Here is a 25,194-nt window from a genome sequence, read left to right on the forward strand (position 1 = left end):
TGAATTTAGGGTAAGTGGTGACAATGATGAATTTTTTTTCGAATTTTTCCAGCAAATGTTTTCTAACGTGCGCCAAGGTCCTGACGCTGGCGTATTCCTGCGGCTTGCTTGTCAATCCGGCGGCGGCTGCCAGTTATCCGGAACGGCCCATTACCGTCATCAATCCGTGGACTGCCGGGGGGCCGGCCGATACCGTGGCCCGGCCGGTTCTGGAGCAACTGTCGGCCCGGCTGGGTCAGCCGGTTGTTCTCGAGAACCGGGCCGGAGCAAACGGGACCATCGGCAGCGCCTATGTCGCGCGGGCCAAACCCGATGGATATACTTTGTTGTTCTCGCATGTCGGTCCTATCACGATCAGCCCGGCCGTGCAAAAAAACATGCCTTATGACTCGACCAAAGACCTGGCGCCCATTACCCAGATTGTATCGGCGCCCAATGTGCTGGTGGTGCGGCCGGACCTGCCTATCCATAGTCTGGGGGAGTTTGTCGCGTATGCGCGGTCCCACCCTGGCGAACTTTCCTACGGCTCGGTCGGTCCGGGAAGCACAACGCATCTGGCAGGCGAGATCCTGTCTCACCAGGCGGGTATCGAACTGCTGCATGTCCCCTATAAAGGTGCCGCGCCGGTGATCACCGGACTGATGGGCAAAGAGATCGATGTAGCCTTTTTGAATGCCGCAGGCGTTAAAACGTATATTGAATCCGGCAAGCTGCGGGGCTTGGCAGTGACGACGCTGAAGCGCTCCACGATGCTGCCCGAGCTGCCTGCGATTGCAGAGGTCTATCCGGGGTTCGAAGTAAATTCCTGGTATGGCCTGATGGCCCCGGCGGGAACGCCTGCGCCTGTCATCGATCTGCTGCAGAAAAATGTGGCGCAGATCCTGAAAACGCCGGAGATGGTGACGTTCTTCGAACAGCGCGGGCTGGCGCCTGAAGGCACAACGCCGCAAGAATACGCTGCCCAAATCCGGAAAGACCTGCAGCGCTGGCAGGAGGGAGTGCAGCAGGCGGGGCTGGAGCCTCAATAACGCAAGGCGGCTTCTTGTCCCGGATTGGCCGCAATCTTGAGCGCACGGGTGATGATCGCCGTGCTCACATTGGCAAAATAGCGGGCACCCAATGCGGCGTATTTCTCTTCATCTTCTGGCGTGAGCGCAATGATGCCTGGACACTTGCCGGCGCGCGCAATGGCAGCGAGTCCATCACGGATGGCTTGCTGTACCGGCGCCGCGTTCCAGTCGCTGCCATGACCCATGGCATGGGCCAGGTCATTCGGACCGATGAAAACCGCATCGACTCCGTCCACATTTGCAATATCGTAGGCGCGGCTGATGGCCAGTGGCGTTTCAATCATGACAATCAGGCTGACGCCGTCGTTGCTGCGCTGGGTGTGGCCTGCGCCACCGAAAGCACCGTAGCCGGCTGCGCGTGTACTGAACGCGCTGCCGCGCAGGCCCCTGGGCGGATAGAACACCCGCGCTGCCAGTTCCTGCGCTTGCTCGGCAGATTCGACCATCGGAATCTGCACTGCGCTGGCGCCCATGTCCAGTATGCGGGGCAGGTCATGCGCGAGGCAACGCACGACAGGAATAATGCCGCTGGCGCGCGCCGCGCGCAGCATGTTTTCCGTCACGCCCAGATCTGCACTACCGTGTTCGTTGTCGATAATAATGAAGTCGAAACCGGCGTAGCCGCACATCTCGACAATGGCCGGGCTGGGCAACCCGTTAAATACGCCGCGTACGCGGCCGGCTCCGCGTAGCAGGTCCGGCAGCCGATTGTCCAGTGGATGATGAAGTTCTGTCATGGCAATGTCCTTTGAATGTATTGTTAGTTGGCCTTTATCCCGGCTTCTTGAACGACTTTGCGCCATTTTTCGACTTCGGCTTTCTGAAAAGCGGCAAATTCCTTGCTGCCGCGGCCGTCGGGTTCGACACCCAGCTGGCGCAGCTTGGCGGCAAACTCCGGCATTTTGACGGCAACGGCTACTTCATGCGCCAGTTTGTCCACAACAGGTTGTGGTGTGCCTGCGGGAGCAAACACACCTTGCCATGACTGCATTTCAAAATTCGGTACGCCAAGCTCGGCCAGCGGTTTTACACCCGGCAAATCAGCCAGTTCAGTCGAGGACGTGACACCGAGCACTTTGACGCGTTTTGAATCGATCATGGGGCGCGCGGCAGCCACGGTTTCGAATATCAGATCGATCTGGCCGCCGATCAGATCGACCATTGCCTGCGATCCGCCTTTATATGAAATCTGCTGCAGGGTCGTTTTGGTGATGGACTGGAATAGCTGGCCCGACAGGTGCTGCGATGTACCTGGTCCCGCTGTGCCGTAATTCAGTGCACCGGGCTTGGCTCGGGCTGCGTCGATCACATCCTGTACCGTATTGAAGGGGCTATCCGCGCGCACAACAAGGGCGTTGCTCACCATGCCGACCAGTGCGACGGGTGTAAAGTCCTTGACTGGATCGTAGCTGAGCGACTTCACAAAAAAGGGATTGACTGCATGCGTGGTGATGGTGCCGCCCATGATTGTGTAGCCATCGGCCGGGGATCTTGCCACGGTCTGGGTGCCCAGGATGCCGGATACTCCCGGCTTGTTTTCAATAATCATGCTTTGCCCGAGCTGTTTGGATAACTGCTCGGCGAGCAATCGCGCGACGCCGTCCGATACGCCGCCGGGCGAGAACGGCACAATGTACCTTACGGGTTTTTCTGGCCACTTCGTTGCATCCTGTGCGTGAGTGACCGGGCTGAGCGCCAGCAGCGCTGCGGCGCAGAATGCGCCCGTAAACAGATTAAGTTTCTTCATTTTGGAGACTCCATTTCTACTGCTAGCGGAACGCTCGCGTCCGCAGTTTCAAATTTCAATAAAATGTGGTTATGTCGCGGCTCGGACTGTCTTTCGCTCTATCAGCGTGCAGGGCACAACGATTTCCCGTGCATGCACTTCTCCACACATTTGCTCTAGCAGGAGTGCGACCGTTGCATCCACCATGGGTTGCACGCGTTGCGAAACCGTGGTTAGCTGATAAGCGCCCCAGGCCGCTTGCGGGACATCGTCAAAGCCGATGATGCCTACCTCGTCCGGTACCTGCAGCCCCAGTTCCAGGCGCAAGACATCCATGGCGGCAATCGCCATATGATCATTTGCGACAAACAGGGCATCGGGTCGATCGGCACGATCAAACAGCCGCCTTACGGCGTCTTGCGCACACTGGAAACTGTAATGGCCGGTGTCACGGTACGCCAGGTCACTGCCGAGATCGGCCAGTGCTTCAGTGAAGCCGCGTTCCCGTTCCAGGCTGGTGGACGAGTCCTCCAGCCCGGCCAGAAAAGCAATGCGTTCATAGCCGCGGGCCACGAATAACTCGGCCGCCAGCCGGCCGCCGACTGCATTATCGGAGGTCACCGAACTGGTTGCGTAGCGCGTCAACCCGGCCAGGTCCGAAATGCGGTTGAACTGGACCACCGGCACGCCCAGATCCGAGCAGCTTTTTGCCAGCGTGGGTGACAGCATGGTCGATGCTAGGACAATCCCATCCACCTGATATTGCAGAATGTCGGCCAGCACGCCGTCTGCACCTTCGTCGATATCGGCGATAAACATCAGCACGTGATAGCCTTCTTTTTGCAGCTTTTGCGACAGCTTCTCAATCACCAGCGGATAAAACTGGTTTTCCAGATAGCTCATGACCAGGGCCACGATGCGACTCTGACGCGTGATCAGGCTGCGTGCCAGCGCATTGGGCCGGTAGCCCAGGCGCTGAGCGGCTGCCAGCACTTTGCTGCGCATCTCCTCGGATACGCTGGCGCCGGGCGTGAAGGTGCGGCTGACGGCCGATTGCGATACTTGCGCAAGATCGGCCACGTCCTGCGCGCGAGGGGCGGATTTCATGCTGCGGTCCAGCCTCCATCGAGCATCAGGGCGCTGCCTGTCATCAGGCTGGAGGCATCGCTGGCCAGAAAGACCACCGCGCCCATCACTTCGTCGATACGACCGACCCGGCCCAGGGCGATCCGTTCGCATACCCATTGACGGAAACCCGGTTTGTCGAACATCGGCCGTGTCAGCGGCGTATCAATAAAGGTGGGGCAGATTGAATTGACGCGGATGCCATTGGCGCCCAGTTCCCAGGCCAGGGCCTTTGTCATGCCTTCCATGGCATGCTTGCTGGCGCAATATAGTGCTCTGCGCGGGCTGCCGACGTGTCCCATTTGCGAGGACATATTGATGATAGAGCCGGGCAGCTCCTCGCTCAGCAAGCGGCGCGCTACCGCGCGGCTGGTGTAAAACGCGGCCTTGACGTTCAGATCGAATACCGCATCGATATCCTCGTCGGTCTGTTCGATCATTGGGACCGGCCGGTTCATGCCCGCGTTGTTCACCAGAATGCGATAGGGCGGCGCATCCGCCACGACAGCATCCACATCAGCCGATTGTGTCACGTCCAGCACGACAAAATCACACGATAGCTGTTCGGCGCGCAGGGCCGAACAGGCTGCTTCCAGCTCGGTGCGCCGGCGTGCCGCGAGCGTGACATGGGCGCCGGCGCGGCCAAGAGCGACCGCGGCGGCCAGTCCGATGCCGCTGCTGCCGCCGGTGACCAGGGCGCGTTGTCCATCCAGCCGGAAGTTTGGGCTTTGCGGTAATTCGATCATGCTTGTTCCGCGACGGGTTCGTACCAGGGCAGATCGGGACGGTTGCCATAACGGCGCACGCGGATATTGGCCTGCTCGCCATGGCCCGCGAAGTTCTCCATATGGCACAGGCGTGAACAGTATTCGCCCATGGTTGCGCTGGCTTCGTCTGTCAGCACGCGCTGGTAGGTGCAGGTTTTCAGGAATTTGCCGACCCACAGCCCGCCGGTATAGCGTGCGTTACGGTTGGTAGGCAGCGTGTGATTGGTGCCGATGACCTTGTCGCCGAAACTGACGTTGGTGCGCGGTCCCAGAAACAGCGCGCCATAATTCGTCATGTTGTTCAAGAAGTAGTCGACGTCCTCTGTCATAACCTGGACATGTTCAAAGGCCAGGTCATCGGCCACTTGCAGCATTTCCTCTTTGGTATCGCACACAATGATTTCGCCGCAGTCTGCCCAGCTTTGCCGGGCGATGGCCGCCGTCGGCAGGATTGTCAGCTGGCGTTCGACTTCGGCAAGCGTATCGCGTGCGAGTTTTTCGCTATTGGTCAGCAATACTGCAGGGGAGGTCGGACCATGTTCGGCCTGGCCCAGCAGATCAACGGCGCATAATTGGCCGTCAACGCTATCGTCCGCAATCACCAGCGTTTCTGTCGGGCCCGCAAACAGGTCGATGCCTACGCGTCCGTATAATTGGCGCTTGGCTTCGGCAACAAACATATTGCCGGGACCGACCAGCATATCTACCGGGGCGACACTGGGCGTTCCAACGGCCATGGCAACCACCGCCTGTACGCCGCCCAGCACCAGGATCTCATCGGCGCCGGCCATATCCATCGCAGTCACAATGGCTGGATGCGGCTTGCCCTGATAGGGCGGGGCAGTGGACACGACACGCTTGACGCCGGCAACCTTTGCGGTCAGTACACTCATATGGGCTGATGCCAGAAGGGGGTATTTGCCGCCCGGAATATAGCAACCCACCGCATTCATGGGAATGTGTTTATGTCCCAACACCACACCAGGATAGGTCTCGACTTCGACATCTTTCATGGAATCGCGCTGGATCTGCGCAAAATTGCGGACTTGTTTCTGGGCAAACGCGATGTCTTCGATTTCGCGCGCGGACAGTTGCTTGTGCGCCGCCGCAATGTCGTCGCGCGACAGGCGAAAATCGGTCGGGTCCCAGTTGTCGAATTTCCTGCTGTATTCACGGACGGCATCGTCGCCATCCTTTTCGATATGGCGAATAATGTCTTCGACAGTGGCCCGCACTTTGGCATCATCGTCGGATTTGACTTCGGCCGTCCGGCCGCGTTTCAGGTATTGGATCATGGTAAAGGGCTCAAGCGTCAACGGTTAAAAAAACAGAAAGTACGGGTATGGTCAAGTCCTTGCATAGGTATGCAAATAGGGGTATACCCGTAATTACGCGGTCCTGACACCGCTGTCATCTTGCTGATTCTTTCTGGCCCGGCACCATAAACCATGGTTGGATCGGTTAGCTCCGGGCACCGGGCGATGGCTTATCAGGCCGCGCGATGCGACGCTGTATGCCCCCGGTTGTTATTGATTTGCTTCCGAGCGGGCGTACTGCAGATCGATATACTTTCCTGCTTCCGTGATATCCAGCCTGATGCTGTCAGAGACACGCGCTGCCTCTCGCGATTTAAGAAAATTGAGCGCCGCCTGATGATAATCCTGCTGCTTCAGATTCGGGACATAGTCGGGCAGCACCGCGTTGAGCGCCGGGCCGCAACGCAGCCAGAGTATTTCCGTTATATCCAGCACAACGTCCATCCGAGCGTGCTCGTACAGCGAAAAATGGAAACTCCGGTGCAGGTCAAGATATTTGCTTTTGCTGTCGCTATCAATGCAGCGGCTCATTTGCCGGACAATATGTTCGAGCTTGTCGATGTCCTTGTCATTGATATGGGCGACGGCTGCGTAGGCCAGTTTCGATTCGAGCTCCGCTCGCAAAAACATTAACTGCCTGATCTGGTCGCGACTGAGCACGGGGACCGATGCCCCCCCTTTTTGTCCACCCGGGCCACGGTCCAGAACCCGTTCGGCGATCAGATGATTGATTGCGTCCCTGACTGGCGTGAGACTGATCCCGAGCTTGCCTGCCACGTCCCTCAGGATGAGCCGCTCGCCTGGTTTGAAATCGCCCGAGAGCAGGGCATTTTTCATGGCGAGATAGGCAAGATCGGACAGGTTGTTTTTTTCAAGCGGGGACAGCGGAGCGAACATAGCGGCGGAAAATGATTGAAATGTTGCCGCCATAGTAACCGATTTGCGGGCGGCATCAAATTAATTTATTTGTTGTTTGTTATAACAAACTTCGTTAGAATGCGGAAATGTGGAAACGGTACGACAACAAACCACCTTTCTGGAGACATGCTATGAAACGAATGCACTTTGCGGCCTGGGCAATGACGGCCATGCTCGCCGGCCACCTTCCTTCTGCCGTCGCACAATTCCCTGAAAAAGACATTCAGTTCGTCATTCCTTGGAATGCGGGCGGGTCCAATGATATTGCCGCCAGGCAATTGCAAAAAATCGTTGCGGATCAATCCGGCGTCACGTTGATTGTGGAGAATGTACCCGGCGCGACGGGTTCCATCGGCATGACCAAAGTTGCCAGAGCCAAACCCGACGGCTATATGGTCGGTATGGGAACCAGTTCGACATTGGCGCAGATTTCCCAAAAACTCACGCCGCTGACCAACGATCAGTTTGTGCCCATCGCCAGAGTATCTGTGGACCCGTTGATGCTGCTCGTACCGGCTGACAGCGGACCGCAGGACTTGAAAAGCTTCCTGCAACACATAAAAGATAATCCAGGCAAAGTGTCAATCGGCACGCCGGGTTCTCAAAATCTGAATCATATATTTGCCACGATGACGGCGCGCGCAGCGCAAGCCTCTTATATCAATGTTCCTTATACGGGCGGCGCCAAGGTGATTGCCGACCTTGCCGGTAAACAGATTGCGGCGGCCGTGCTCAAGCCGTCGGAAAGCAAGTCGCAAATTGACGCGGGAAAAGTCAAGCCTATCGGTTTGTTTGCCACGGAAAGACTGGCCATCATGCCCGACGTGCCGACTTTCAAAGAGCTGGGCTATGACGTATTTCCATATGGACCGCTGGTGCAGATGGCCTATATCGTTGCGCCCGCAAAAACGCCGGAATCCGTCCGTGAAAAGCTGATCGAACTGTTTTCCAGTGCGATCGAAAGCGCGCAGTTCAAATCGTTTGCCGATAGCAATGGCGTGATTGTCAGTCCGCTTAAAGGAGACGACCTCACACGTGAAATCAATGCAGTCCAGAAAACCCTGGACAGCGCCAGTGCCAAAGTATTCAACAAAGCGGAAGAAAAGAAATGAGTGTCATCAAGAAAGTTACCTGCCATGTCGTGAGCACCCCCATAGAACGTCCCTTTACATCATCGCGGGGCTGGCTGTATAAGACGCGAGGCTCATGCATTGTGGAAATAGAAACGCAAGACGGTACGGTGGGATGGGGCGAATGTTACGGTCCCTCTCACGTTGCCCGCAGTTTTATCGATACGCAATTTGCCCAACGCATTATTGGCCGCGACCCGTTTGATGTCGAGGTCATATGGGAGGATCTCTATAACCGGATCAAGGACTATGGCGCCAAAGGCATGGCCATTGCTGCAATGAGCGGAATTGATATTGCGCTCTGGGACATTATTGGCAAAAGCACCGGCAAGCCGGTGCACAAGCTGATCGGCGGCGCGTTCAGGGATACGGTGACAGCCTACGCGACCGGCTTGTATTTTATTGATATGGACCGGTTGATCGAAGAAGCAGTCGAAGAAGCCCAGGCGTATGCGCAAGACGGTTTCTCCGCCATCAAAATGAAGATCGGCCTGGGTTCGCCGAAACTGGACCTGGCGCGGGTGGAGGCCGTGCGCAAGGCGATCGGCGACGATATTCGCCTCATGGTGGATGCTAATCATTGCTTCACCGTGCCTGCCGCAATCCGCCTGGGACGCGAGCTGGAAAAGCTGGATGTCGAATGGTTCGAAGAACCCATCTCTCCCGAGGATATCGATGGCTACGTGCAGGTGACGCAGGCCCTGGATATGGCGGTGGCCGGAGGAGAAAACGAGTATACCCGGTGGGGATTCAGGGATATTGTCAGCCGTAAGGCCATGGATATTATCCAGCCCGATCTGTGCGCGGCCGGTGGGTTCAGCGAGTGCAAAAAAATCGCCGCGATGGCCACCGCACATGGCGTGGAGTGTGTTCCCCACGCCTGGGGTTCTGTGATCGGCGTTGCCGCGACCCTGCATTTTATTGCGGCCTTGCCCGACCAGCCGCCAAGTTTCAGGCCCATGCCTGCGCTGTTTGAATTCGAGCAATGCGAGAACCCGTTCAGGGATCATCTGGCGACCGAACCCATACTGCTGGTGAACGGCGCGGTACGGATTCCGACCAAGCCCGGACTGGGCATCGATATCGATCGAAGCGTCCTGAAAAAGTACGCTGTGTGAACCCGCCATGCGTTTTGTCACATTTGAACATGATGGAGTCGCACGGGCAGGCGTGATTGCAAAGGCAGGACGCAGGAGGCCCGGCGACTATGTTATCGATGGCGCGCATCCGCTCAGGCCTGCGCCTCTGCGGGATCTGAAACCGACCATGCAAGACTGGATCGGATATGGACTGCAGGCGCTGTCCGTGGCGCTGCGTGCGGAGCCGCCAGCTGATTCGTGTCTGTTGCCGCTTGCGGATGTGAAGCTGTTGGCGCCCTTGCCCGATCCAGGAAAAATTGTCGGCGCCGCTTTCAATTACCGGGACGGGCTGGCACAAATCAACCGCGCTCCTTCGCCGCAGCCGGTTATTTTTATTAAATCGGCCAGCACGATTATCGGTCCGGCAGACGTCATCAAAATCGACCCGGACAACCGGATAACCTACGAGGCCGAGCTCGCCGTGATCATCGGTAAACAGGCTTTAAAAATCAGCAGGCAGGACGTCGCGGATTATGTTTGCGGCTATGCGATTTTCAACGATGTCAGCGTCACCAATTATGTGAAGCAGGATGGCGGATTCGTACGCGGCAAGAATCAAAGGACCTCGGGACCGCTTGGTCCCTGGATCGTGTCGGTCGATGACATATCCGATCCCCATGATCTGGCCGTCACGCTGGATGCCGACGGAATCCGCCTGCAAGACTCGAACACAAGCCAGATGCTGTTTCGTATTGACGAACTGATCGAATATATATCTGCGCAAATGCCGCTGGAACCGGGAGATATCATTGCCACAGGCACGCCGGCAGGTGTGGCCGCCACGCACGAGCCGCCGGCCTGGCTTGCGCCGGGAATGTCGCTTTCGATCTGTATCGACCATTTGGGCGAACTGCGCAACCAAGTAGAAAAGGAGTGCCCGCATGACCGATAGCAAACCGACCGTGCTGTTGACAAACGATATCCTGGCCGATGAAGCCGCCCGTCTTCAATTGCATGCGAACGTGATTGTCGCACCTGCGACGGATCCGGACACCTTGCGTCGTTTGATTGTCGATGCCGATGCGCTGATCGTCCGGGCCCGGCTTCCCGATGATATTTTCAATGACGCGCGCAGGCTGAAGGGCGTGGTCAGGCACGGCGTGGGACTGGATATGATACCCATGGCAAGCGCGACGTCCAGAAAAATACCGGTGGCGAATATTCCCGGGTGCAACACCGCTTCGGTAGTGGAATATTGCGTGGCGGCGATGTTGCTGGTCCGGCGCCAGCTCGACCGGCAATGCATTGATCACGGTGGATCGGACTGGCCGGAAAAGCGGCAGCTGGCTGATCAGATGAGCGAGCTTGGCGGCCAGACGCTGGGCATTGTCGGGGTCGGGGCCATCGGCAGTGCGCTCGCCCGTGTCGCCACCGCCCTGGGCATGAGGGTGATCGGTCTGTCCAGGCGTCGGGAAGGACTGCCTGTCGAAGTCACGTACGCAGATAAAAAGACGCTTTTTTCAGAGGCCGATGTGATTGTGTTGTCATGTCCCTTGAATGCGGATACGACCGGTTTGGTGGGGCAGCCTGAATTCGACAGCATGAAAGCATCCAGCATACTCATCAATGTCTCGCGCGGGCCGGTGATTCAAACGGCCGCCATGCTGGATGCGCTGCGCCATGAAAAAATCGCAGCTGCCATACTGGATGTCCATGATATCCAGCCGGTCCCGGCCGGCATGTATCCGCCAAGTTTGCGAAACCTGTATCTGACGCCGCATATCGCCGGTATCACCACGGACAGCATGAGGCGCATGAGCCGGGGGGCTGTCGATGAAGTCCTGCGGCTCTTGCAGGGAAAACGGTTCGCCAATGTCGTCAATCCTGAAATCTACAACTAATCCATTCGCTAAAGGTTCAATATGAAAATTTCCAGTATTCAGGCCCACCCCATTTCCTTTCCTGTTCCTGAAAACAAATCCGTACGTCTGGGTATCGGCAGAAGCGTCAAACGGGACGCGGTACTGGTGCGGGTGCAAACAGACGACGGGGCAGTCGGTTGGGGTGAGGCGCATCATGGTCGTTGTCCCGGGGCCATTGCCAGGTTGATCGATACCACGATGGCGGAGCTGGTGGTCGGCATGGATCCCATGGATGTGTCGGGCGTCTGGTCAAAAGTATATAAGATGCAAATATCGAGCCATGGAATGGGTGCAGCAGCGGCACTTGCGCTCAGCGGTCTTGATCTGGCCCTCTGGGACATTCGTTGCCAGATCGCCGGCTTGCCTTTGCATACGCTGATCGGCGGCAGGAAAAAGCCAGTCAGGGCATATGCCGGCGGCATATCGCTGGGCTGGCAGGCGCCCCAGGCGCTCGCCGAAGAGGCCGCAGGCTATGTTGCCCAGGGCTACCGCGCACTGAAACTTCGCGTGGGGGATAATATAGAACGGGATGTCGCGCGAGTGACCGCTGTCCGCAAAGCAGTGGGCGAGCATATTGATATCCTGGTGGATGCGAATACCAATTACACGCTGGAAGATGTGCGTCGGGTGCTACCTCATTATGACGACCTGAATGTGGGTTGGCTGGAAGAACCGTTTCCTGCACACGATCTCGGTCTGTACAAAAGGGCGGCGCAATCCGGGCGGACACCCCTGGCCGCCGGCGAAAACCACTATACCCGCTACGAGTTCGAACCGTTGCTTGAAGCCCAGGTGCTGGGCTTTGTACAACCCGATCTGTCCAAGGCCGGCGGGGTCACGGAATCATTGAAAATTGCGGCCATGGCCAGTTGTCACGGTCTTGGCGTCAATCCGCATACCTCTGCCACGGCGATTAATATGGCCACGTCCATTAGTTTCATGTGCGCCATCGATAACCCCGGCTATTTTGAAGCGGATCTGACGGCATATAATCCTTTTCGCGACCAGTTGACGAACACCTTGCCCTATGTGCTTGATGCCGACGGCTGCGTTACTGCCCTCGATGGCATTGGCATCGGGCTGGTCATTGACGAAAAATTTGTCGCGGCCCATCCATTGATAGACGGTCCGTGCTATGTGTAGATTGCGAAGCGGGAGCGTCAGACTTGCCCTGTGTTGCAGTGCTGGTCACCACAATCCCAGCACCTTCCACCACGCAACCCCCAGCGTTGCGTAGATTGCCAGCTCGATAACGCACATGACGAATCCTACCCGCCACCACAGGCCCAGCGTAACGTAGCCGCTGCCGAAAATAATGGGCGAGGTGCCCGTGGCGTAGTGGGTCAATGTCATCATGATACTGGATCCGGCGACCATCATGAGTATGAACGGAACGACATACTCCGGTGGTACCAATGTTACGCCGACACTCAGGAACGCCAGCATCATGGCGCTGATGTGGGCGGTCGTGCTGGCGAAAAAGTAATGTGAAAATACAAACAGCAGCACCAGCAGGGCGGCGGCCCATTCCCAGCCGAGACCCGCGGAGACGATGCCGTTTTGCAGCATGTCCGAGAACCACTTGATGACGCCTGTTTTGTTCAGCTGTTCGGCCATCATGACCAGTGCGCCGAACCAGACCAGCGTATCCCAGGCGCTTTTTTCCGAGAGAACATCGTCCCAGTCTATCGTGCCGGTGATAATCAGGATGAACAGGCCTACAAAAGCGACAACGGTCGGGTCAAGTGTATAGGCGGGCCCCAGTATCATGGCCGGGACATTGGCCCAGAGCAGAAGCAAAATGCCGAATGTGCCGATCATGACCTTTTCGCCACCGGAAATCGCGCCCATGTTGTTAAGTTCGGTGCGGGCGAAGTCAATCGCGTGCGGGGTTGCCTTTATTTCGGGCGGCGCCAGCAGTGCGACCAGCAGCGGCATGAGTGCAAGGCAAATAAGGCCAGGCACCAGCATATACAACGTCCACGCAGTCCAGGATAAATGAAAGGTCTGGTTGGTCGCCCGCGCGACCAGGTCAACCACCAGCGGGTTGGGGGCAGTTGCCGTAATGAACATGCCAGAGGTGATTGGATTGGCATGCATGTTCACCAGGGATAGATAGGTGCCGATCTTGCGTTCGGTGTTCGTGGCTGGATCGGAATCAAACGCGGCCGCGATGGATTTCATGATCGGGTGGACAATGCCTCCGCCGCGGGCCGTGTTGCTGGGGGTAAAAGGCGCCAGCACCAGTTCGCACACGGCCAGCCCGTAGCCGATGCCAACGGTGCGACGTCCCAGCAGGGAAATGAAAAGAAGGCCGATCCGCTTGCCAAGCCCGGTCTTTTTCAGGCCGCGCGAGACCAGAATTGCCACGACGATCAGCCAGATAAGCGGGTTGGCAAAGCTTGCAAGTGCATCGGCGATCGCGCCTTTGGACGATGTGGAGGTGACTTCGGTCAGGGCGACGATGGTAATGGCCATCATCGCCATGACGCCGATCGGCATCACTTTGAGAATAATCGCCAGGATAGTCGTCAGAAAAATCGCAACCAACGCCCAGGCTTTGGCTGTGAGGCCGTCCGGCGTGGGCAACAGCAGCATGACGGCAAGAAAGAGCGTGGTGACCAGTGCGGGGAAAAACCGGAAGGGCACATGTTTCTGGAAGTAGATCAATGCGGCTTTGAGTGAATTTATCACGTTTCATTCCTTGCTACTTGAACAACGCTCCTGGCGATCGGGTCCGGCACGAGAGCGGTGCACTGCCTGTACCCTGAATATGCGTCGCGGGTCCGATTTGCGACGCTGTTCCCGTGTCTGACTGCAGTTTATCGCATTTGTGTGTGACAAATCCGTGACCAATTCTTGCTTCCACAAAGCATTGTCGAGTGCAAGGTCAAGTTATCGGCACGATGACATTTGCTATTTTTTCAATCTCGCTGCTTTGACGGGCATGGTGTGATCCGGCAAGAGAGTGCTACACTTCATTCGGTGCTCGCGTATCGGCGATTGACCGCCCTAACGCACAGGCCGGAAATAGGGCAGTTACCGACGATCAAGTCTAACCACAACAAGAGATAACTATGAGTTCCGAAGCGCATTCGATCAGCCTGTTGTCCCCAGTCGTTTTGCTGGCTGCCGCAGTGATTGCCGTTCCGCTTTTCAAGCGCATCGGCCTGGGATCTGTACTGGGCTATCTGGTCGCAGGTCTGGCCATCGGGCCCTTCGGTCTGGCCTTTTTCTCAGATCCGGCTGCTATTTTGCAGATCGCCGAATTGGGTATTGTCATGTACCTGTTCGTCATCGGTCTGGAGATGCAACCGTCCCATTTATGGGGACTGCGTCGCGAAATATTCGGTCTGGGCACGCTGCAGATTGTCGCATGCGCCCTGGGGTTGATGGCGGTCGGGCTGCTTTTCGGCTTCACATGGCAGGTGGCCTTCGTTGCCGCAGCAGGGTTTGTGCTGACATCCACCGCCATTGTTATGCAACTACTGGGTGACCGCGGCGATATCTCCCAGCCCCGGGGGCAGAAAATCGTTGCGATACTGCTTTTTGAAGATTTGCTGATTGTGCCGTTGCTGGCGATCGTGGCGTTCATGGCGCCCAATCAGGTTATCGAAACGACGTCGGCGCGTCTGGCGCATATCGGTACAGGATTATTCGCGATTGCGGCGCTGATCGCGGCGGGGCACTGGCTGCTCAATCCGCTGTTCCGGGTATTGGCAGCGGCAAAAGCCAGGGAAGTCATGACAGCGGCGGCACTGCTGGTCGTGCTGGGCGCAGCACTGCTGATGCAGGTCAGCGGCCTGTCTATGGCAATGGGCGCGTTCCTGGCGGGCGTGCTGTTGTCCGAATCAACGTTTCGCCATCAGATCGAGGCCGACATCGAACCGTTCCGGGGCGTTTTGCTGGGGTTGTTTTTCCTGGGCGTCGGCATGTCCCTTGACCTGGCGGTCGTCGCGCAACACTGGCCACTGATTGTCGGCGGCGTGCTGGCCCTCATGCTCGTCAAGGCGGTGATGGTCTATATTGTGGCGCGAATCACGAAAAGTTCCCACGGCGAGGCGCTGGACCGTGCCCTGCTGATGGCTCAGGGGGGTGAATTTGCCTTTGTGCTGTTTTCGGCTGCGGCCGGCGCGCAAGTGATCGACGACGCCATCAAATCAAACCTGACGGCCATCGTAGTGTTATCAATGGTGCTGACGCCGGTGGCCGGTATTCTGTTCAAGCGGTTTACCCAGTCCGGTCAGCAGGTGTCAATGGATGGCGTGGATGTGGCCGAGGGCCTGACCGGCAGCGTGCTGATGATCGGTTTCGGCCGGTTTGGCCAGGTGACCAGTCAATTGCTGCTGGCCCGCGGCGTGGATGTCACGATTATCGATACGGACACCGACATGATCCGTAATGCCCAAACCTTCGGCTTCAAGATCTATTATGGAGACGGCACACGCCTGGATATCCTCCATGCGTCCGGCGCCGATACCGCACAGGCCATCATTGTTTGCGTGGACGATAAGGAAACGACTAATCGCATTGTCGATCTGGTCTCCAATGAATTCCCCCTGGCCAAGCTGTTGGTCAGGACTTATGATCGCGAGCACGCGCTGCATCTTGTTAAAAAGAATGTCGACTATATGATCCGCGAAACCTTTGAGTCCGCGATGACGTTTGGCGGCGCGATTTTGCGAGAGCTGGGCGTTGATCCCGATGAAGTCGAGCAAATCAGCCGGGAAATCCGGGACCGCGATAACGAGCGTTTCGAGACGGAAGTCGCCGCCGACGATGTGTATGCCGGCGTGGATATGCAATATTCTCATGCCCGTCCGCGTCCAACCTCGCCGCTGGTCCCGCCGCGGCAGACGGGACAGCTCATGAACGAATGCGACGGACTGGAGCCGGCGGCGAAGTCAGAATAGTGCAGTATGGCGCCGCCTTTTGGCGGAGCGTCTCCAATGCACCCCTTATGACGAGAGTTTCATCAGGACCAGTCCGCCTATGATGAGGGCAGCGGCCAGAATGCGCATCGCGCTCATGGGTTCATGCAGGAAGACAATACCCACCACGAAAGCGCCCACTGCGCCGATGCCGGTCCAGACCGTGTACGCAGTACCCAGCGGTAGTGTTCGCATGGACCAGGACAACAGGCCGAAGCTCAAAATCATGGCCACCAGTGTGATAGAGGTCGCGCCAAGTTTCGTAAAACCTTCCGACTGCTTCATGGAGAACGCCCATACGATCTCCAGCAGACCCGCGATAAATAATAGAATCCAGGCCATTTGGGCCTCCTTTCATAAACGGGTCGTCCCGAACAAGGTTCCCAAATGGGCGGGGTCGTCCCCGGCGAAATTATAGCACTTGTATTAGTGCGATGCGGCATGGATTCGGCTGCTTTTGCAGGTGTCAGAGCCAGCCGATATATGAGGAGTAGTTATGAGGCAGTCGAGACGCCGGACAGGAAGGTAAAGGTCATTGTGTTGTTCTATAGTCCTATGTCATATATGATGTGGACGGTAAGAATAATACGCCTCTAATAACAGCCTATATCAGGAGATTACATGAATTTTTTCACCCGGACCTGCCTGCGGGTCCTCACATTATCCTTAACCGGTCTCACACCATTAGCTGGCCAGGCGGCGGCCCCCCAGGGCAGACATATTGCTTTGCCAGGCGTCAATCTGTGGTATACGGACACAGGGGGCGATGGCGAACCGCTGGTGTTGCTGCATGCCAATACTGGCACCAGCGCAAGCTGGGAATACCAACAGGACGATTTTTCAAGGGCCGGATACCGGGTGATAGCCTTCGATCGCAGGGGGTCGGGCCAGAGCACCCCGGATTCCTCCAGCGGTGCCCAGCCGGGCACCGTGGCGGATGACCTGGACGCGCTGGTCAAACAACTGGGAATCGACCGGTTTCATTTGCTTGGCATAGCGGGCGGAGGCTTTATCGCCCTGGATTATGCCGCGTGGCATGGCGACAAGCTGCAAAGCCTGACAGTCGCCGCCAGTACCGGGTCGATTCAGGAAGACGAGATCCAGCAATTCATCAAGCGCATTGAAATTCCGGGCATACGCGAGCAATCGGCAACTTATCGCGAAGTAGGGGCATCTTACCGCGGCGCCAATCCCGAGGGCCTGAAAAAATGGCACGATATTGAAGAAGGTGCCCGGCAGGCGGGTGTCCCTTCGCAACCATTGCGGTCACCCAATACCTACCAAAAAATTTCACAATTGAATATGCCCGTATCCGTGATCAGCGCTGGCGCTGATCTGCTGGCACCGCCCGCGTTAATGATGTTATGGGTTAAGCACCTTGCCCAACACGAATGGACGCTGATTCCGGATGCCGGCCATGCCGTCGCGTGGGAGCGTCCTGAGCAATTCAATAAAACGGTGCTTGCGTTTCTTGCGAAGCATAGGGTGAAGCGCAGCGGGTGAAAAGCCAGTGCTACCCACCGTCCGTCGTTACTGTTTGCCTTTGCAGCGACGGATGACGGAAACCGTTTGAAAGTGCTTATTTTCGTTTCTGCGTTTCTCTGCAAGCAATTGAAAAACTTAGCTGCCTGCGCCGCTATCTGAATATCAACCGGGATATTACACTTGGGGTAATTCAATTGTGGAGCAAGTGATGAAAAGCATATTGACGTTGCTGCTTGCCAGCTTAATGGCACTTCCGGCCAGTGTGTTTGCGCATGACGATGATGATGACGACGATTATCGTGATTATTATCATCACCGGGAGTATAAGGAAAAATTCCGCGACGGCCCATGTAAAGTAGAACGCAAGTACAAGCGCAACGGTGACTACGAAGAGAAAAGAAAATGCCGGGGCGATGACTATCGCGATGATTATTATTCCGGTCCGCCCCAGCAGCCGCTTGGAGACCTGGGCGGGATCGTCAGGCTGCTGGATAATCTGTAAATACAGAAAACCCGCCGTAGCGGGTTTTCCTTTGTTATGTTGACAGGCGGGCGATCAGCAGTTGCCTTTTTTGGCCTGTCCGGGAGGACAGAAGCGACCGTGCCCGTGTCCATTGGATTTTTTACCGTGATAGCCATCGCGGTAGCCGTGATGCCTGTCGTGTACAACACAGCCAGACATGAACAGTGTCAGTAAGCTTGCGACAATAATCATTTTTTTCATACATTTCCCCATCTGGTTCCAGTCATTCACGAATCTTAATCACAAACGTGATCAAAGTCCATTGCCTCATGTAAATCGGATTTCAATAGACTACACCGGCTTCAGATGGGTAGCCCGGTTGCGAGACTGGGCATCCTGTGGGATATGGGCATAACCACAGCCTGCTCAGGCCGCCTGTGTGTACAGATTTTCGATCCAATGACCGCTTTGCAGTTCATTCGGTCGTTGTGCGGCACACACAATTGCGTTGTCGGGCCAGAACTCTCGCATCACACGCGTGCCTGCAAATATCCCATAGCCGGCACCACAACGAATTTCATCCGCGGCAATAATACTTTCGCCGGCCATGATCGATCCGGTCGCCACGATCGTGCTGTCTGCCTGAATACCCCAGTCGGCTTTGATATGCATGCCGCTTTTGATTTCACCTCTGGCAATAATGCCTTCCCCTACAGTCAAATTGCCATCGACGGAAATATTGCCGCCCGCGCGCACGCTTTTACCGCAACGCAGCGTTTCGGCGCAGACAATTTCTTCGCCTGCGACAATGGCGCCGCCAACGTCCATGCCCGTGGCGCAGGTCAGTGACCAGCCGGCGCGAACATCGCCCTCGCACTGGAAGCAGCCTTGCACGTCGATGCCCCAGCCTGCTTTGATCGACCCTTCGACAACGACCTTGCCGCTGCAGCTCAGGTTTCCGTCCACAAACAGATCGCCTTCGATATGAATATCGCCACCGACCCGCACGCTTCCCTGAACATGCAGATCGCCCGCTACGCGCAGTACGGAGTCACTATGCAGGTTCCCGCCGATGGTCAGGCTGGCTGCGGCTACGACCGCTTCGCTGTCCAGGCTGTCAATGGATTGTCCGTCCTTGACCGGACCAAACTGATCAACGAGCCAGCAGGCATCGGTGACCCGGCCCTCGGCAAGCAGGGTGTCGATGAGGTACTGATAATCGGCCCCGTCCGGGGTGTTTTTCAAAAACCAGCGGAAACCGCTGGAGCAGGGCTGTTTTGAGCGTATTGTTTTTTTACTGAGGTCCATTTTTTACTCTCGTCAATATAAGGGGCGGCATTGGCATTGCGGCTCACGAAGCACACAATTGCAGGCGGACATCCAGATCATGAAACCGTTTGTCCCGTTCTGAAATCGGTAGCGGCTCGATGGCTTCCGGGCTGATTCTGACAATGTTGAATCTCATGCGTCGCCCAAGCGATTTCCAAAGAGCATAGGCCGCAAGTGACTGGCGGGCGCCACTGACCAGAACAAAGCCGTCGGACAGCACTTTGGTGTACAAGGCGGTGGCAATGCCGCGTCCCTGATAGTTTGTTGCGTAGCGCGAGTGGACACTGCGTACCGTTCCATGCAGCTTGCGTGATCCTTCGGGAAGAATATCGAAAACGGAATACCCAACCAGACGCTGGCAGCGCGTGTCGATGGCGTAAACACGCTGCTCGCGTGCGATCTTGCGGACGCGAAACTCGATATCCGGAAACCGCATATCCAGAACGGGCAGCTTCATCAGCGCATGGCGGCCATGGGCCATTCTCGCCTGCAGGGTGGCCAGTTCCTGGTCGATTTGTTCATTCGCGATGCGAACGTCGAATCTCATTGTGAACCTCCCGACGCTCGGTGCTGCTGCATAGAAGCGTGGTTCATTTCGCGGGGCAAGGTGGATGCATCCGGCAGCACAATGGCGCAGCAAGGCCTGCGACGCAACAAAAGCGCGTCTGTTGTACGTGGCGTTTGTGGTATCAAGCGCAAGAGGTAATTATTCAGTTCCATTTTCACTTCCATGGCGAGGCATCCGCATGCGATTGCGGTGCGTTTGCCGGACAGTTGTGTACCAGGGAACCCGGACCAGAGAAATGTGCTTAAGGGCGCATGCAACGGGCAGGCGCTATAGAATGATCTGGTGGGGGACGTTCTGGGCAGTTAGGCCGTTACGCCGTGCGAAAGGAAGTCGGACTGAGGATCAGTTGCCGTGTCGTTCCTGACGCACGGCCAAGAAAAGTACGGCGAACCACCTCAGGAACTGGGGAGCCAGGCGGGCAGTGGGACGAACGGCTGCGAGTACGCGAGACAGCACAACCCCTCGGGCAGAATCCCGATAGCGATCGTGTCGTGCGAATGCAGAAGCGTTCATGAAAAAGAATGATATTGAAGATGCCGCCCATTGTATCACAAATGTGCTATTTTTCCAGCGTATTCAATGAGATACGGAAAATGGCAGCATGCAAATGAGCTGCGGTGCCCGTCAACGGTGCCTGCGGGTTCGCCTGCTCGTCCACTTGGGCCCGCGCTTTAGTTTGGCCGCAGGCCGTTAAAGATCAGTTTAAGACCAAAGCATGTCAGTACAACACCCACCAGTTGCTCCAGGCTGGACTGCACGCGCATGAAACCACGCCGCACCAACGGACGGGAGAACGCAAGCGCAACGATGGATCGCCACAAGAGCGACGTTAGGAAAATGCCAAGCCAGATGGCCAGTTTTGTAGAAGAGGGCGTATCGGGTGTAATGGTGACAGAGAAAATGCTCACGAAAAACAACACGGTCTGGGCATTGGCCAGGTCGGTGATCATGCCCCGACGAAAATGTGCTTTGGTATAAGGCGCAGCAGAAGGGGGCGACGCTGTACCCAGGACGGCTTTGGTCCGGCCCCTGGCCTGGCGAAATAGTGTCAGACCATACCAGATCAGATAGGCGCCCCCCAGTATCTGAATGGCAGAGAACACCGTGTGGCTGGTGGAAATTACGGTGGCCATGCCCAACAGGCCGAGGGCGGCGTAAATGGCGTCACCGGTCGCAACACCGGCACCCGCAGCCAGCCCCGCCGCCTTGCCCTGCGACAGGCTGGTCTGGACAATCAGAAACAGATTGGGGCCCGGGCTCAGAAAAGTCAGCGCAAAAAGGCCGATGGCGGCAGCAACAGCATGGTATGACATTTGAATAATCCGGAAAAAGAGTTTGCAACGCTTGTGCTGTTTACTATAACGCGGGATTGGCTGCCGACGCCGGTGTCAGCGCCGATCTGCTCACGATTGTTCCTGCGTCACGGCCTCGGTCAGCCCGCAGCGGATCAGAAACGTCTGGATGCTGTTCAGGGTGCGCTGTTCGTCTTCCCGGTAGGGGACATGACCAATCCCACTCAGAATATCGGCGGTACCGGTGTTGCCGGCAATCACCCGGGCGTGTTCCGTTGAACCGTAGGGGTCGCTATCGCCATGAATGGCCAGTATCGGACACTGCACGCCTGGCAACTGGTCGCGGGCATGCCAGGTGGAGAAGGCCTGGGAAAGCCAGGTGTCGGTCCAGGCGTCGACTACCCAGCGGCTTTTCTGACCGTGGTATTTATCGAGTCGGGACAGGTTTTCCGGGTCGGCGAAGTCTATTTTCGCCTGTCGGATGCCATTGAGCGTGTGCTCTTCGACGAATACCTGTGCGCCCATGGTGATCAGCGCCTTGCAGCGGTCCGCATAGCGGGCTGCGGCCTCGACTGCCATCGCGCCGCCCACGCTGTGCCCGCAAGCGATGAAATCACCGATTTGCAATGCGTCGAGTACCTGCGGAAATATCTGTTCAATTTCCTGGGCAATAAAATCGGCCGACAATACGCCGGGATGTGGGTCCGAGCGGCCGAAGCCCAGACGGTCATAGGCAATCACGGGCTGCCCGGTGAGGCGCAGCAGGTTCTCTGGAAACTGGCGCCACAGCGGCACGCAGCCAAGCGAGTCATGTATCAGGATGATGGGAACGCGAGCAGGACCGACTGATGGTTCCCAGTCCCAGGATTGCGCAAACAGGCGTCCCTGTTCGGTGGATATTTCATGCGTGGTTATTGTTGTTTGTGTCGCTTGTGTCTCGTTCATGGCCTGCGTCATTGCTATCAGTTAAGAGGGGGCTCATACGGATTCCGGCACCCCGTTTGTCTCTGATTATTATAGGGGGTTCACGTCATTTTGCCCCTGAATTCACTCTGGGTGCTTAATTATGCCGGCCGGGGCAGTGTGGCGTCGTGTGAAACCGGGAATCCATTTGCCGCTAATTTTTATAGATAAAACAAAAAATAATTTTGCTTTCATTCGTCCTTTTCTCTGCATACTGGTCGCTTCGCAAGCCGGCAGGGCAGGGGCTTGCGAGCTCATATAATAACGGGAGACACGATTATGTTTCAGAAGCAATTTTCTTCTCGCACGACTGCCGCACTTTGCTGCTTGCTCTTAGGCAGTGTCCTGACTATTTCCCCCTTTGCAGACGCGCGCGCCGATCCCTATCCAGACAAGCCGATCCGCCTGATCATACCCTATCCTCCGGGCGGTGCCACAGATGTGATTGGCCGTATTGTCGGGAAAAACCTGAGTGAGCAGATAGGCGGCCAGGTTGTCATTGAAAACCGAGGCGGGGCGGGTGGCAATATCGGTGCCGCCGAGGTCGCCAAAGCCCGCCCCGATGGTTACACCCTGCTGATGGGCGCATTGACATCACACTCGGTCATGTCCATTCTGGAAAAAGGCAGTCTGACCTACGATTTGCAGAAAGACCTGACACCGGCAGGCATTGTCGGTTCCGTCCCGTTGGTCGCTGTGGTCAACCCATCGCTGAAAGTTTCTACCCTGAAAGAGCTCGCCGACAATGCGAGCAAGAACCCCGGCAAACTCAATTTTGCCTCTTCGGGGGCAGGTGCGCCGCAACGCATGGCGATGGAACTGTTCAAGCAAATTGCAGATGTGAATATTGTTCATGTCGCGTATCGCGGCAGCGGCCCGGCCATGACCGACCTGGTCGGCGGGCAGGTTCAGGTCATGACCGAAACCGTGCCGGCCGCGATCAGTTTTATCAAGTCAGGTCAGTTGCGACCGCTGGCCGTACTGACACCGGAGCGTATTTCCATGTTGCCTGATATTCCGACAGCCAAAGAGCAGGGTTATGACAATTACAATGTCAGTTCGCTGTTCGGTGTGATGGCGCCAACGGGAACGCCGCAAGAGGTGCTGAACAAACTGAATGCTGCATTGACCGAGGGGCTGAACAAGGATGACGTGAAAAAACAATTGCTGGAGCAGGGGGTCTATGCCGCTCCGCTGACCATTGATGCGTCCCGGGACCGCCTGGCTGCCGAGATCGAGCTGTGGGAAAAGGTCATCAAGGCAGGCAACATTACCACCCGTTAATCACAAATGAGGTAGAGCAATATGTCAAAACCCAATCGGCCGGATGACAAGGCAGAAGCGACAGGATTGAAAAAAGGCCTGACCAGCTATGGAGATAATGAGTTTTCACTGTTTTTGAGAAAGGCGTTCATCAAGGGAGCAGGCTATTCCGATGCGGCGCTGACCCGTCCCGTGATCGGCATTGCCAATACCGGCAGCGCCTACAACCCTTGTCACGGCAATATGCCGCAACTGCTGGAAGCGGTCAAGCGCGGCATTATGCTGGCCGGCGGGTTGCCGCTGGACTTTCCCACTATTTCCATTCACGAAAGTTTCGCTTATCCGACGAGCATGTATTTGCGCAATCTGATGTCAATGGATACCGAGGAAATGATCCGAGCCCAGCCCATGGATGCCATTGTCCTGATTGGTGGTTGCGACAAAACGGTGCCTGCCCAGCTGATGGGCGCCGCTTCTGCCAATATCCCGACGATCCAGTTGGTGACCGGCTCCATGTTGACGGGTTCCCACCGCTCCGAACGCGTGGGCGCCTGTACGGATTGTCGTCGGTACTGGGGAAAATTTCGCGCCGAAGAAATCGACAGCAAGGAAGTGGCCGATGTGAATAATCAGCTGGTGGCCAGTGTCGGTACCTGCTCGGTAATGGGAACGGCCAGCACCATGGCATGTCTGACCGAAGCCCTGGGTATGAGCCTGCCAGGTGCGGCCACGCCGCCTGCAGTGACATCGGATCGCATGCGCATCGCGGAGCTGACCGGTGCCCAGGCGGTACAAATGGCGCATGACCGGCTCACCATTGACCGGATTCTGACTCCTGATGCCTTCGAAAATGCCATGCGGGTGTTGCTGGCGATCGGCGGCTCAACCAATGGCATCGTGCATTTGGCCGCGATTGCAGGGCGTGTCGGATTGAATATCGACTTGCAGTCACTCGATCGTATGGGTCGCGACACCCCCGTACTACTGGATCTGAAACCCTCGGGCCAACACTATATGGAGGACTTTCACAAGGCAGGGGGCATGGCTACGCTGCTGCGCGAATTAAAGCCATTACTCAGGCTGGATGCGATGACGGTCACCGGTCGCACGCTGGGCGAAGAGATCGAGCTTGCGGGACCGGGATTTGCCCAGAGCGTGGTCAGAAGCGCAGACGATCCGATTTATCCGCAAGGCGGGATCGCGGTCTTGCAAGGCAATCTGGCGCCCGGCGGTGCCATTATCAAACAGTCCTCGGCGGATGCCTCGCTCATGGAGCACGAAGGGCGGGCCGTGGTGTTTGAAAACGCAGCCGATCTGGCGCAGCGCATTGATGCGGATGACTTGGATGTCAAGGCCGATGATATTCTGGTTTTGAAAAATATCGGACCCAAAGGCGCGCCGGGCATGCCCGAGGCGGGATATATTCCCATCCCCAGAAAGCTCGCCGTGCAGGGCGTCAAAGATATTGTGCGCATTTCTGATGGCCGCATGAGCGGAACTGCCTTCGGCACGATTGTGTTGCACGTCACGCCCGAATCGGCTATTGGCGGGCCGCTGGCGTATGTGGAGAATGGCGATCGAATCCGGCTCAGTGTGAGCAAGCGCGAGATTGCCCTGCTTGTATCCGAAGCGGAACTGGCACAACGACGAGCGGCCGCACCCATGGTGGCGCCGACCGCCGAACGCGGTTACCAGAAACTGTTTCTGGATACGGTCACACAGGCCGATCAGGGCGTGGACTTTGACTTTTTGCGGGCAACGCAGACCCGTGGGACCATACCGCGCTAGCGCCGTCCGCTGGTCACTGACAGCATGACCGGATGCTGGTGTGGCTCAGCCATCGCAGC

Annotated in this window: 24 protein-coding genes; 11 read left to right on the top strand and 13 right to left on the bottom strand. The window is 56.9% G+C overall.

Going from position 1 to position 25,194, the window contains the following annotated elements; genetic code table 11:
- Positions 1 to 23: 23 nt before the first annotated feature.
- Positions 24 to 1,028, top strand: a complete 1,005-nt coding sequence (locus W822_RS40410) for a Bug family tripartite tricarboxylate transporter substrate binding protein (RefSeq protein ID WP_051401809.1) — start codon at positions 24 to 26, stop codon at positions 1,026 to 1,028.
- On the opposite strand, the gene W822_RS40415 is transcribed toward W822_RS40410, so the two are convergent.
- The 6 genes from W822_RS40415 to W822_RS40440 all read right to left on the bottom strand — a co-directional run bounded on the left by W822_RS40415 (position 1,022) and on the right by W822_RS40440 (position 6,934).
- A complete protein-coding gene (locus tag W822_RS40415) occupies positions 1,022 to 1,807 on the bottom strand; it encodes an HpcH/HpaI aldolase family protein (RefSeq protein ID WP_024006451.1) in 786 nt (261 codons plus the stop codon). The two genes, W822_RS40410 and W822_RS40415, sit on opposite strands and share 7 nt — an antisense overlap.
- Before the next feature lie 23 nt (positions 1,808 to 1,830).
- Entirely contained in the window at positions 1,831 to 2,817 is a 987-nt protein-coding gene (locus W822_RS40420; protein WP_024006452.1) for a Bug family tripartite tricarboxylate transporter substrate binding protein, read from the bottom strand.
- A gap of 69 nt (positions 2,818 to 2,886) precedes the next feature.
- Complete coding sequence (locus W822_RS40425; protein ID WP_024006453.1) at positions 2,887 to 3,903, bottom strand: LacI family DNA-binding transcriptional regulator; 1,017 nt, start codon at positions 3,901 to 3,903, stop codon at positions 2,887 to 2,889.
- Complete coding sequence (locus tag W822_RS40430; protein WP_024006454.1) at positions 3,900 to 4,667, bottom strand: SDR family NAD(P)-dependent oxidoreductase; 768 nt, start codon at positions 4,665 to 4,667, stop codon at positions 3,900 to 3,902. The genes W822_RS40425 and W822_RS40430 overlap by 4 nt, the downstream gene beginning before the upstream one ends.
- Positions 4,664 to 5,983, bottom strand: coding sequence for a histidinol dehydrogenase (gene hisD / locus W822_RS40435; protein ID WP_024006455.1), 1,320 nt, complete (start codon positions 5,981 to 5,983; stop codon positions 4,664 to 4,666). The genes W822_RS40430 and hisD overlap by 4 nt, the downstream gene beginning before the upstream one ends.
- A gap of 231 nt (positions 5,984 to 6,214) precedes the next feature.
- Complete coding sequence (locus tag W822_RS40440) at positions 6,215 to 6,934, bottom strand: GntR family transcriptional regulator (protein ID WP_051401810.1); 720 nt, start codon at positions 6,932 to 6,934, stop codon at positions 6,215 to 6,217.
- Positions 6,935 to 7,053: 119 nt separating this feature from the next.
- On the opposite strand from W822_RS40440, the gene W822_RS40445 reads away from it, so the two are divergent.
- From W822_RS40445 to W822_RS40465, 5 genes are read left to right on the top strand one after another with little or no spacing between them, the layout of a single operon-like run.
- Positions 7,054 to 8,034 carry a Bug family tripartite tricarboxylate transporter substrate binding protein gene (locus W822_RS40445; RefSeq protein ID WP_024006457.1) on the top strand — a complete coding sequence of 327 codons (981 nt, stop codon included), beginning with the start codon at positions 7,054 to 7,056 and terminating at the stop codon, positions 8,032 to 8,034.
- Positions 8,031 to 9,170, top strand: coding sequence for a mandelate racemase/muconate lactonizing enzyme family protein (locus W822_RS40450; protein ID WP_024006458.1), 1,140 nt, complete (start codon positions 8,031 to 8,033; stop codon positions 9,168 to 9,170). Before W822_RS40445 ends, W822_RS40450 begins: the two co-directional genes overlap by 4 nt.
- Positions 9,171 to 9,177: 7 nt before the next feature.
- Entirely contained in the window at positions 9,178 to 10,083 is a 906-nt protein-coding gene (locus tag W822_RS40455; RefSeq protein ID WP_024006459.1) for a fumarylacetoacetate hydrolase family protein, read from the top strand.
- On the top strand, positions 10,073 to 11,032 hold the full coding sequence (locus tag W822_RS40460) for an NAD(P)-dependent oxidoreductase (protein ID WP_024006460.1): 960 nt from the start codon (positions 10,073 to 10,075) through the stop codon (positions 11,030 to 11,032). The genes W822_RS40455 and W822_RS40460 overlap by 11 nt, the downstream gene beginning before the upstream one ends.
- A 21-nt stretch (positions 11,033 to 11,053) precedes the next feature.
- The gene (locus tag W822_RS40465; RefSeq protein ID WP_024006461.1) at positions 11,054 to 12,196 is read left to right on the top strand and encodes a mandelate racemase/muconate lactonizing enzyme family protein; all 1,143 of its coding nucleotides are present in this window, start codon (positions 11,054 to 11,056) and stop codon (positions 12,194 to 12,196) included.
- 45 nt (positions 12,197 to 12,241) lie between these two features.
- On the opposite strand, the gene W822_RS40470 is transcribed toward W822_RS40465, so the two are convergent.
- On the bottom strand, positions 12,242 to 13,747 hold the full coding sequence (locus W822_RS40470; RefSeq protein ID WP_024006462.1) for a DASS family sodium-coupled anion symporter: 1,506 nt from the start codon (positions 13,745 to 13,747) through the stop codon (positions 12,242 to 12,244).
- Positions 13,748 to 14,130: 383 nt separating this feature from the next.
- Between W822_RS40470 and W822_RS40475 the strand changes: the two genes are divergently transcribed.
- Positions 14,131 to 15,966 carry a monovalent cation:proton antiporter-2 (CPA2) family protein gene (locus W822_RS40475; protein WP_024006463.1) on the top strand — a complete coding sequence of 612 codons (1,836 nt, stop codon included), beginning with the start codon at positions 14,131 to 14,133 and terminating at the stop codon, positions 15,964 to 15,966.
- Between the two features lie 45 nt (positions 15,967 to 16,011).
- On the opposite strand, the gene W822_RS40480 is transcribed toward W822_RS40475, so the two are convergent.
- A complete protein-coding gene (locus W822_RS40480) occupies positions 16,012 to 16,326 on the bottom strand; it encodes a DMT family transporter (RefSeq protein ID WP_024006464.1) in 315 nt (104 codons plus the stop codon).
- Between the two features lie 279 nt (positions 16,327 to 16,605).
- On the opposite strand from W822_RS40480, the gene W822_RS40485 reads away from it, so the two are divergent.
- Both W822_RS40485 and W822_RS0123930 read left to right on the top strand, forming a co-directional pair.
- Complete coding sequence (locus tag W822_RS40485; protein WP_051401811.1) at positions 16,606 to 17,487, top strand: alpha/beta fold hydrolase; 882 nt, start codon at positions 16,606 to 16,608, stop codon at positions 17,485 to 17,487.
- Positions 17,488 to 17,677: 190 nt separating this feature from the next.
- Positions 17,678 to 17,971, top strand: a complete 294-nt coding sequence (locus W822_RS0123930) for a hypothetical protein (RefSeq protein ID WP_024006466.1) — start codon at positions 17,678 to 17,680, stop codon at positions 17,969 to 17,971.
- Between the two features lie 54 nt (positions 17,972 to 18,025).
- On the opposite strand, the gene W822_RS46550 is transcribed toward W822_RS0123930, so the two are convergent.
- The 5 genes from W822_RS46550 to W822_RS40505 form a co-directional block, all read right to left on the bottom strand.
- A complete protein-coding gene (locus W822_RS46550; RefSeq protein WP_024006467.1) occupies positions 18,026 to 18,193 on the bottom strand; it encodes a hypothetical protein in 168 nt (55 codons plus the stop codon).
- Positions 18,194 to 18,358: 165 nt separating this feature from the next.
- Positions 18,359 to 19,240 carry a hypothetical protein gene (locus W822_RS40490; protein ID WP_024006468.1) on the bottom strand — a complete coding sequence of 294 codons (882 nt, stop codon included), beginning with the start codon at positions 19,238 to 19,240 and terminating at the stop codon, positions 18,359 to 18,361.
- A gap of 43 nt (positions 19,241 to 19,283) precedes the next feature.
- Positions 19,284 to 19,808: a hypothetical protein gene (locus W822_RS40495; protein ID WP_024006469.1), complete on the bottom strand. Its 525-nt coding sequence runs from the start codon at positions 19,806 to 19,808 to the stop codon at positions 19,284 to 19,286.
- A 692-nt stretch (positions 19,809 to 20,500) separates the two neighbouring features.
- Complete coding sequence (locus W822_RS40500; protein ID WP_024006470.1) at positions 20,501 to 21,142, bottom strand: homoserine/threonine efflux transporter; 642 nt, start codon at positions 21,140 to 21,142, stop codon at positions 20,501 to 20,503.
- A gap of 90 nt (positions 21,143 to 21,232) precedes the next feature.
- Positions 21,233 to 22,066 carry an alpha/beta fold hydrolase gene (locus tag W822_RS40505; RefSeq protein ID WP_031243275.1) on the bottom strand — a complete coding sequence of 278 codons (834 nt, stop codon included), beginning with the start codon at positions 22,064 to 22,066 and terminating at the stop codon, positions 21,233 to 21,235.
- A 297-nt stretch (positions 22,067 to 22,363) separates the two neighbouring features.
- Between W822_RS40505 and W822_RS40510 the strand changes: the two genes are divergently transcribed.
- Both W822_RS40510 and W822_RS40515 read left to right on the top strand, forming a co-directional pair.
- Positions 22,364 to 23,368, top strand: a complete 1,005-nt coding sequence (locus W822_RS40510) for a Bug family tripartite tricarboxylate transporter substrate binding protein (protein ID WP_024006472.1) — start codon at positions 22,364 to 22,366, stop codon at positions 23,366 to 23,368.
- 21 nt (positions 23,369 to 23,389) lie between these two features.
- Positions 23,390 to 25,135 (top strand): IlvD/Edd family dehydratase, encoded by a 1,746-nt coding sequence (locus tag W822_RS40515; protein WP_024006473.1) that lies wholly within the window; start codon positions 23,390 to 23,392, stop codon positions 25,133 to 25,135.
- The last annotated feature ends 59 nt before the right edge of the window (positions 25,136 to 25,194 follow it).

The sequence above is a fragment of the Advenella kashmirensis W13003 genome (genome assembly GCF_000506985.1).
Taxonomy (GTDB): Bacteria; Pseudomonadota; Gammaproteobacteria; order Burkholderiales; family Burkholderiaceae_B; genus Advenella; species Advenella kashmirensis_A.